Here is an 8,517-nt window from a genome sequence, read left to right as displayed (position 1 = left end):
CCCACCACCGCCACCGCATCCGGCGCCGAAACCACCCGCCCACGGATCAACTCCGGCACCGACACCCCTCCGTGCACCTCACCCAGGGATACACGTTCTTCAACGTCCACCACCCCGACCCGTCCCACCACCACGGACGGATCAGCCACCACCCGCTCCAGCACACGTTCCAGGTATCGCAGCACCGATTCGGCGAGATCGCGGTCGAACAGGTCGGGGCGGTATTCGAGGGTGAAGCGCATCCGGTCGCCGGGGGCGACGACCAGAGTGAACGGATAGTGGGCCGCCTCGCGCGCCGTGCCGGACGGCCTGATGGTGACGGAGCTGCCGTTCGGGGAGGAGTCCGTGGCGGGCGGGCGGGGGAAGCTCTCGTAGACGATGAGCGTGTCGAAGGCGGCTCCCGGGCCCGCGGCCTTCTGTATCTCCAAAAGGCCGAGGTGGTGGTGCGACAGCAGCGCGGACTGACGGCTCTGGAGCGCACGGAGCATCTCCACGAACGGCTGAGCACCGTCGAGCGGCACCCGCACGGGCAGGGTGTTGATGAGCAGGCCCACCATCGTCTCCACACCCGGGAGTTCCGGGGGGCGGCCCGCCACCGTCGCGCCGAACACCACGTCCGTCCGCCCGGCGAGGAGCGCCAGGACCAGCGCCCAGGCACCCTGCACCACCGTGTTCACCGTCAGACCGTGGGCGCGGGCCAGCTCGGTCACGCTCCGGGTGACCGTTTCCGGGAGGTCTCCGGTCACCCGGTCGGGGAAGACAGGGAGCCGGTCGGGAACGGCCGGGGTCACCAGCGTCGGTTCGTCCGCGCCGGCCAGCTCCTCCTGCCAGGCGGCTCGGGCGGCGTCCTTGTCCTGCCGGGCCAGCCACGCCAGGTACTCCCGGTAGGACGTCACAGGTGGCAGGACGGACGCGTCGCCCCCCGCGGCGTAGATCCGTGACAGCTCTTCGATCATGATCGGGGCCGACCAGCCGTCCATGAGGATGTGGTGGCTCGTCATCACCAGGCGGTGGCGCCGCTCGCCGAGCCGAATCAGGAGCAGTCGCAGCAGGGGCGCGGCAGCCAGGTCGAAGGGCTCGGACCGCTCGCTTCGCACCATGTGTTCCAGGGCGGCCGGCGCCTCGGGTGCGGGAAGACCCGAGACGTCCTCCGTGCGCCAGGGCAGCACGACCTCCCGAGCGATGACCTGCACCATCTGCGCCCCGCTGACCTGACGGAAACAGGCGCGCAGCGCGGCGTGCCGGGTCAGGAGAGCCTCCCACGACGCCCGCAGGCGCCCCGTGTCGAGGGGGCCGTCGATGTCGAGCGCGGACTGCACGGTGTACACGTCCGGACCCTGGTCGTCGAAGGCGGCGTGGAACAGCAGGCCGGCCTGCAACGGCGACAGCGGCCACACGTCCTCGACAAGGGATCGGGTCATCGCTTCTCTCCTCAGAGCGAGTTGCTTCGAGCACGTACGGGATCGAGCACTTGCGGAGCCCAGCAGTTGCGCGAACGAGCACTTGAGGGATGGAGCACTTGGGGCATCGGGCCCTTACGGAAGCGGGCACTCAGAAGCGGTCCGTCACAGGTTGTCGTCGGCGAGCCCGGCTTCGAGTTCCTCGATCTGGCTCTGGGCGAGACCGAGCAGGGGGAAGTCGGACGGAGTGTGGCCACCGGAGGCGGGGGCCGTGGTGTGGGCGGCGAGGCCGACGAGCAGGTCGAGCCAGCTCTGTCCGAGGCGTTCCACCGCGGCGTCGTCGAGGATCTGGCCCGCCCAACCAAGGGAGAGGGTGAGTTCGGGCCCGTCAGCAGTGTCCACGATGGCGGCGCCCGCTTCCAGCGTGTGCGTGGACGGCATGTCCGGGTCCGCGGAGCCGCCGATCGCACTGTCTCCGGTCATCTGCCAGGCGGCGGGCGGGAGTTCACCGGTGCCGGTCGCACTGAAGCGGCCCAGGTAGTTGAAGCCGATCTGCGCACGCGGCAGCGCGGCGAGCACCGGCCCCGTCTCCGGGTTGAGGTGACGCAGCAATCCGTAGCCGAGCCCGTCACCCGGCACCGCCCGCGCCTGCTCCTTCACCGCCTTCAGCAGCGCCCCGGCCGCCGGACCACCTGCCTGCGCCTCCCCCAGGTCGAGGCCGGCCACATCGAGACGTACCGGATGCGTACGGGTGAACCAGCCCGTCGTCCTCGACACATCGACCCCTTCGACGGACTCGCGTCCATGCCCCTCCACATCGACCAGAACCCCGGACACACCGTCCCCACGCCACTGCGCGACCGCACCCACCAGCGTCGACAGGAGCACCTCGTGCACACCGCAGTGGAACAGCGCGGGCGTACGGGCCGCCAGGGTGGCCGCCTCGTCGTGCGGCAGCCGCCAGGAGCGGCGGCGCATGGCTGCCGCGGTGTCCCGGGCGGGGTCCAACTCCCGCTTGCCCAAGGGTGTCTCGGGCTGTCCCAGGAGTGCCGTCCAGGTGTCGAGTTCCGTGGTGCGCTCCGGTCCGGAGGCCTGGTCGACCAGGAGGCGTGCCCAGCGCCTGAACGACATCGTCACGGGATCGAGGGCCGGTTCCTGCCCCGCCGCCACCGCCTCGCACGCCAGGGCGAGGTCGGGCAGCAGGATGCGCCAGGACATGCCGTCGACGGCCAGGTGGTGGAGCATCAGGACGATGCGGCCGAGCTGCTCGGGGCCCGCATCGACCCAGACCACCTGGAGCATCACGCCCGCTTCCGGGTCGAGGCGCAGGACGGCCTCCCGGGCGGCGCGGTCCGCGATCTCGTCCAGGCCGCCCGAAGCGATCGCCGCGGCCGTGTTCTGCGCGGCGACACGGGTGACGAGGTCCGCTGCGGAAACCGAGCCGCGCTCGCGGACCGTCAGCCGCGGCTCCGTGCCGTCGTCGGTGAGTACCCGCGCGCGGAGCATGTCGTGGGTGTCGAGCAGGGCGGCCACGCCGGTCACCAGCACGTCGAGCCGCAGACCGGCCGGGGCGCCGACCGCGGTCCACTGCGCGAACCGGGGCCGCAGGGCCGCCGCGCCCAGCTCCCGCATCACGGGGGTCCACGGCACCTCGCCCACCCCGGTGTCGTCGGCGACGGGCGCCGCACCGGCCGCGGCCGGGCGTGCCACGGCCGCGAGGCGTTCGGGGGTCTTCTCCTCGAAGACCTGCCGGGGGGTGACGATCAGCCCGGCGCGGCGGGCGCGGGACGCCAGCTGCATCGAGGAGATGGAGTCGCCGCCCAACGCGAAGAAGCCGTCCGTCACGCCGACCCGGTCCAGTCCGAGGACTTCGCCGAAGAGGCCGCACAGCACCGCTTCGGCCGCTGTGCGTGGCTCCCGTCCCACCACCCGGCCCGCGAAGTCGGGCGCCGGCAGGGCCCGGCGGTCCACCTTTCCGCTCACGGTCAGCGGCAGGCGGTCCAGCGGCACGAACGACGAGGGCACCATGTGATCCGGGAGGCGAGCGGCGGCGAACTCAACGAGTCGCACCGCCAGTTGCTCGGAGCCCGAGGATGCTGGGACGACGTACGCGACCAGCCGCCGCTCGCCGGGACCGTCCCGGCGCGCCACCACCACGGCCTGGTCGACGTCCGGATGGGTGGCCAGTACGGCTTCGACCTCTCCTGGTTCGATGCGGTATCCGCGGACCTTGACCTGGGCGTCCGCCCGGCCGACGAAGTCCAGTTCGCCGGTGCCGTTCCAGCGTGCCAGGTCACCGGTCCGGTACATCCGCTCCCCCGGCAGGAACGGGCAGGCCACGAACCGCTGTGCGGTGAGAGCCGGGCGTCCCCAGTACCCGCGGGCCACACCGGGCCCCGTCACATACAGTTCGCCGGTCGTTCCCGGTGGTACCGGTTGCAGGAAGCCGTCGAGGACGTATGCGCGTACGTTCGCCATCGGCCGGCCGATCGGCACCTGGCCTGCGCCCGCTGACAGCGGTTCGCTCATCGCCGCGCACACGGTCGCCTCGGTGGGTCCGTACGCGTTCACCATGCGGTGTTGTGCGGACCACCGGTCCACCAGGCCCGGCGGGCATGCCTCGCCCGCCACCACCAGGGTTCGCAGGCCGGCGGGCAGGTCCTCCTCCGCGGCGAGGACGCTCGGCGGCACCGTGACATGGGTCGCCCGGGCCGCGCGCACCGCCTCGCCGAGGGTCACATGCGGGGGCAGCTCGGTCTCGTCGGGCAGTACAAGTGTGCCGCCCGAGAGCAGAGCCATGCACAGCTCGGAGACCGCGGCGTCGAAGCTGAGCGAGGCGAACTGGAGCACCCGGGCATCCGGGCCCACCGCGAAGCGTTCGATCTGTGCCCGCGCCAGGTTGGCGAGACCCGCGTGCGGCACCACCACGCCTTTCGGTGTGCCGGTCGATCCGGAGGTGTGGATGACGTACGCGGCGTTGTCCGCGACGAGCGGCAGCGGGCGCTCCCTGTCCTCAACGGGCCCCGGACGGCATGCGGCGACGGCTTCGGCGACCTCCGGCTCGTCCAGGACGACGATCTGCCCGCCGTACCCCTCGGGCACCACGGCCCGGGTCCGCCGGGTGCACAGCACGACGGACGGGTCGGTGTCCGCCAGGAGGAAGGCGACCCGATCCGGCGGGTATCCGGGGTCCACCGGGACGAAGACGCCGCCCGCCATGGACACCGCGAGGACGGCGGTCACCGTCGCCGCCGATCGCGGTGCGAGCACCGCCACCCGGCGTTCGGTCGCGACGCCCACGCCGATCAGATAGCGCGCCCACCGGCCGGCCTCGTCCTGCAACTCCTGGTACGACAGCGACAGTTCGCCCTCGATGGCGGTCGCCTCCCGTGACCGTTCCACCTGCCGGCGCAGCAGCTGGGGCAGTGTCGCGGCGGGCACGGGCACCTCGGTGCGGTTCCATCCGCGCACCACGCGTTCACGGCGTGCTCCGCCGAGGACGGACACACGCGCCACTGGCGCCGAGGGGTCCGCCGCCAGCCGCGCGAGGACGTCGGACAGCGACGCCACCGCCTCCTCGGCCCAGGCGTGCGTGAACGAGCCCGGCTGATATACGAGCTCGCCGTGCAGTCGGTCTCCGGGAACCGCGACCAACGTCAGCGGGTAGTGCCCGGTGTCCTCCGGTTTCCGTCCGGGGCGGATGGACAGGGCGTCCGGCGAGGGCTCCTTGAGGGGCGGGCGCGGGTAGTTCTCGTACACGACCAGCGTGTCGAAGACGGCGCCCGGGCCGGCGGCCCTGCGGATCTCGGGAAGGCCGAGATGCTGGTGGGCCATCAGCGCGACCTGCCGCGCCTGGAGGTCGGTCAGCATCGCGACGACGGACTGCTCCGCCCGCGGATTCACCCGCACGGGCAGGGAGTTGATGAAGAGCCCGACCATCGACTCGACTCCCGGTATGTCCGCGGGGCGTCCTGCGACGGTCGCGCCGAACACCACGTCCGTACGCCCCACGAGCCGGGCGAGCAGCAGCGCCCAGGCGCCCTGCACCACCGTGTTCACGGTCAGTCCGTGCGCGCGGGCCAGCTCGGACACGGCGCGGGTGACGTCCTCGGTGAACTCGAACGACACGCGTTCCGGTACGTCGGATGCCGCCCCCGGGTGGGCGGGCGCCACGAGCGTCGGCTCGTCGGCTCCGGCGAACTCCGCCCGCCACGCCTCCCGCGCCGCCTCGCCGTCCCGTCGGCGCAGCCATTCCAGGTATGCGCGGTACGAGGTCGCGGGCGGCAGTGCCCGCCCGTCGCCGCCCGCTTCGTAGAGCGCGGACACCTCGGTGATGATGACCGGAAGCGACCAGCCGTCCGCGACGATGTGGTGGCTGGTCAGCGCGAGGAGGTGCCGGTCCGCCGCGAGCCGGACGAGCAGCAGCCTGAGGAGCGGGGCGGAGGTCACGTCCAGGCGCCGGGCCCGCTCGCCCGCGAACAGCCGGTCGAGGGCCGCCGCGAGGTCCGCTTCCGTCGTCCCGGTCAGGTCGGCCTGCGTCCAGGGAAGTTGGACGTCACGTGCGATGATCTGGACCGCCTCGCCCGAGGCGCGTTGGTGGAAGCTCGCCCGCAGGATCGGGTGCCGGGCGAGCAGGGCCTCCCAGGATGCCCGCAGCCGCTCCGTGTCCAGCGGTCCGTCCAGGGCCAGGACGCGCTGCCCTTCGTACAGGTCCGGCCCTAGGTCGTCGTACTCCGCGTGGAACAGCAGCCCTTCCTGGAGCGGCGACAGCGGCCAGATGTCCGCCAGCTCCGGTACCAGGCTTTCCAGTTCGTCGATCTCTCGCTGGCCGAGGCCGAGGAGGGGGAAGTCGGAGGGGCTACGTCCACCTGCTCCCGGGTCGGCGGTGTGCGCGGCCAGCCCCGCCAGCAGGTCCAGCCAGTGGCGGCCGAGCCGTTCGGCCTCCGCCTCGTCGAGCAGGCCGGTGGGCCACATGAGGGTGAGGGTCAGTTCGGGACCTGCCGGGGTGTCCAGTACGGCGGCGCCCGCCTCCAGGGTGTGCTGAGCGGGCATGTCGGGATCGACGGAGCCGCCGATCGCCGCGTCGCCGGACATCTCCCAGGGTGCCGGCGGAAGGTGGCGATCACCGTGGGATGCGAAGCGGCCCAGGTAGTTGAAGCCGATCTGCGGACTCGGCAGTGCGGCGAGCACCGGGCCCGTCTCCGGGTTGAGGTGACGCAGCAGCCCGTAGCCGAGACTGTCCCCGGGCACCGCCCGCGCCTGCTCCTTCACCGCCTTCAGCAGCACCCCGGCCGCAGGGCCACCGGCCAGTACGTCGTCCAGATCTATGCCGACCGTGTCGAGGCGAAGGGGGTGCGTGCTGCTGAACCAACCGAGCGTGCGGGAGAGTTCGGCGTCCGCGGCCGGCGCCCGGCCGTGCCCTTCGATGTCCACGAGCACCCCGGGGACGCCGCCCTGCCCGTTCTCCCGGCGCCATCGCGTGACCGCTCCCGCCAGCGTCGACAGCAGCACCTCGTGCACACCGCAGTGGAAGAGCGCCGGGGTCCGGCCGGCCAGGGTGACCGCGTGCTGGGCGGGCAGGGTCCAGGAGCGGCGGCCCATGGTCGACGCGGTGTCCAGGGAGTGGTCCAACTCCCTTGTTCCGAGCGGCGGTTCCGGCTGCCCCAGCTGGGCCGTCCAGTCCTGGAGTTCCGCGATCCGGCTTGCCGCGTGGGCCTCCTCGACGAGCAGGTCCGCCCACCGTTTGAACGACGTTCCCGCCGGGGGTAGTTCGGGCTCCCGCCCGGCCGCCGCGGCTTCGCAGGCGGCTTGCAGGTCCGGGATCAGTATCCGCCACGACAGTCCGTCGATCACCAGGTGGTGCACGACGACGACCAGTCGTCCGGTCCGCTCGGGACCGGCGTCCACCCAGATGATCTGGAGCAGCACACCCGCCGGAGGATCCAGGCGCTCCGTCGCTTCGCGCGCGGCCTGGTCCGCGACGGCGTCCAGGGACTCGGCCGGAGCATCGCCCGCGTCCACGCGGGAGACGAGCGGTGCGGCCGGTACCGAGCCGCGCCTCCTCACCGCCAGCCCGGGCTCCGCCCCGTCGGCCTCCACGACGCCTGCTCGCAGCATGTCGTGCGTGTCGAGTACGGCCGCCACGCCGGCCACCAGCACGTCCCGGTCCAGTCCGGCCGGAGAGCCGACAACGATCCACTGTGCGAACCTGCCGCGACGACCTCGCTCCCCGAGCGCCCGCATCGCCGGCGTCCAGGGCACCTCGCCCACGTCCGGTTCGGAGAGGGGTCCAGAGGGTCCTCCTGTGCCCGTCGTCTCGTCCAAAGGTTTGGCCACCGCGGCGAGTTCGGCGGGGCTCGGTGATGCGAAGACGTCCTGCGCCGCCAGGAGCAGACCGGCGCGGCGAGCGCGTGCGACGAGCTGCATCGACATGATCGAGTCGCCGCCGAGCTCGAAGAAACTGTCCTCGACGCCGACCCGTTCAAGCCCCAGCACCTCGGCGAACAGCTCACAGAGCGCGGCCTCGGCGTCGGTGCGCGGCGCCCGCTCGGTGACCTTGCCGGCAAAGTCCGGGGCAGGCAGAGCGGCGCGGTCCACTTTGCCGTTACGGGTGAGCGGCAACTTGTCGAGAACGAGGACGGCGGCGGGCACCATGTAGTCCGGTAACTGCCTCGCCGCCTCCTCGCGGGCGTGCTCGGCGTGCACACCGGCCTGCGGGTCCTCGGGCACGACATAACCGACCAGGCGGCGCTCACCCGGAACGTCCTCGCGGGCGACCACCACGGCCTGGGACACGGCCGGATGCGCGGACAGCACCGCCTCGACCTCACCCAGCTCGACCCGGAAACCCCGCACCTTCACCTGCGCGTCCGCGCGGCCGACGAACAGCAACTCACCGTCGTCCGTCCAGCGCACCAGATCCCCGGTGCGATACATCCGCTCCCCCGCAGCGAACGGGCACGCCACAAAACGCTCGGCGGTCAGCGCCGGACGGTCCCAGTAACCGGCAGCCAGCCCGGCACCGGATACATACAGTTCACCCACCGTGCCGGGCGGGACCGGCTGCAAGAACGCGTCCAGCACAAAGATCCTGCGGTGAGACAGCGGGCGCCCGATA

2 protein-coding genes are annotated in these 8,517 nt (G+C 72.3%); both read right to left on the bottom strand.

Annotation, left to right across the window (positions count from 1 at the left end; all coding sequences use genetic code 11):
- A partial coding sequence (locus tag IEY95_RS48280; protein WP_229703876.1) for a condensation domain-containing protein occupies nucleotides 1-1,421 on the bottom strand: 1,421 nt, incomplete at its 3' end.
- A gap of 144 nt (nucleotides 1,422-1,565) precedes the next feature.
- A partial coding sequence (locus IEY95_RS48275) for a non-ribosomal peptide synthetase (RefSeq protein ID WP_189192706.1) occupies nucleotides 1,566-8,517 on the bottom strand: 6,952 nt, incomplete at its 5' end.

Origin of the sequence: Streptomyces albiflavescens, assembly GCF_014645835.1 — a bacterium.
In the GTDB taxonomy this organism is placed as follows: domain Bacteria; phylum Actinomycetota; class Actinomycetes; order Streptomycetales; family Streptomycetaceae; genus Streptomyces; species Streptomyces albiflavescens.
The sequence above is the reverse complement of the archived record's forward strand: the minus strand, read 5'-3'. Positions and strand labels throughout refer to the sequence as shown.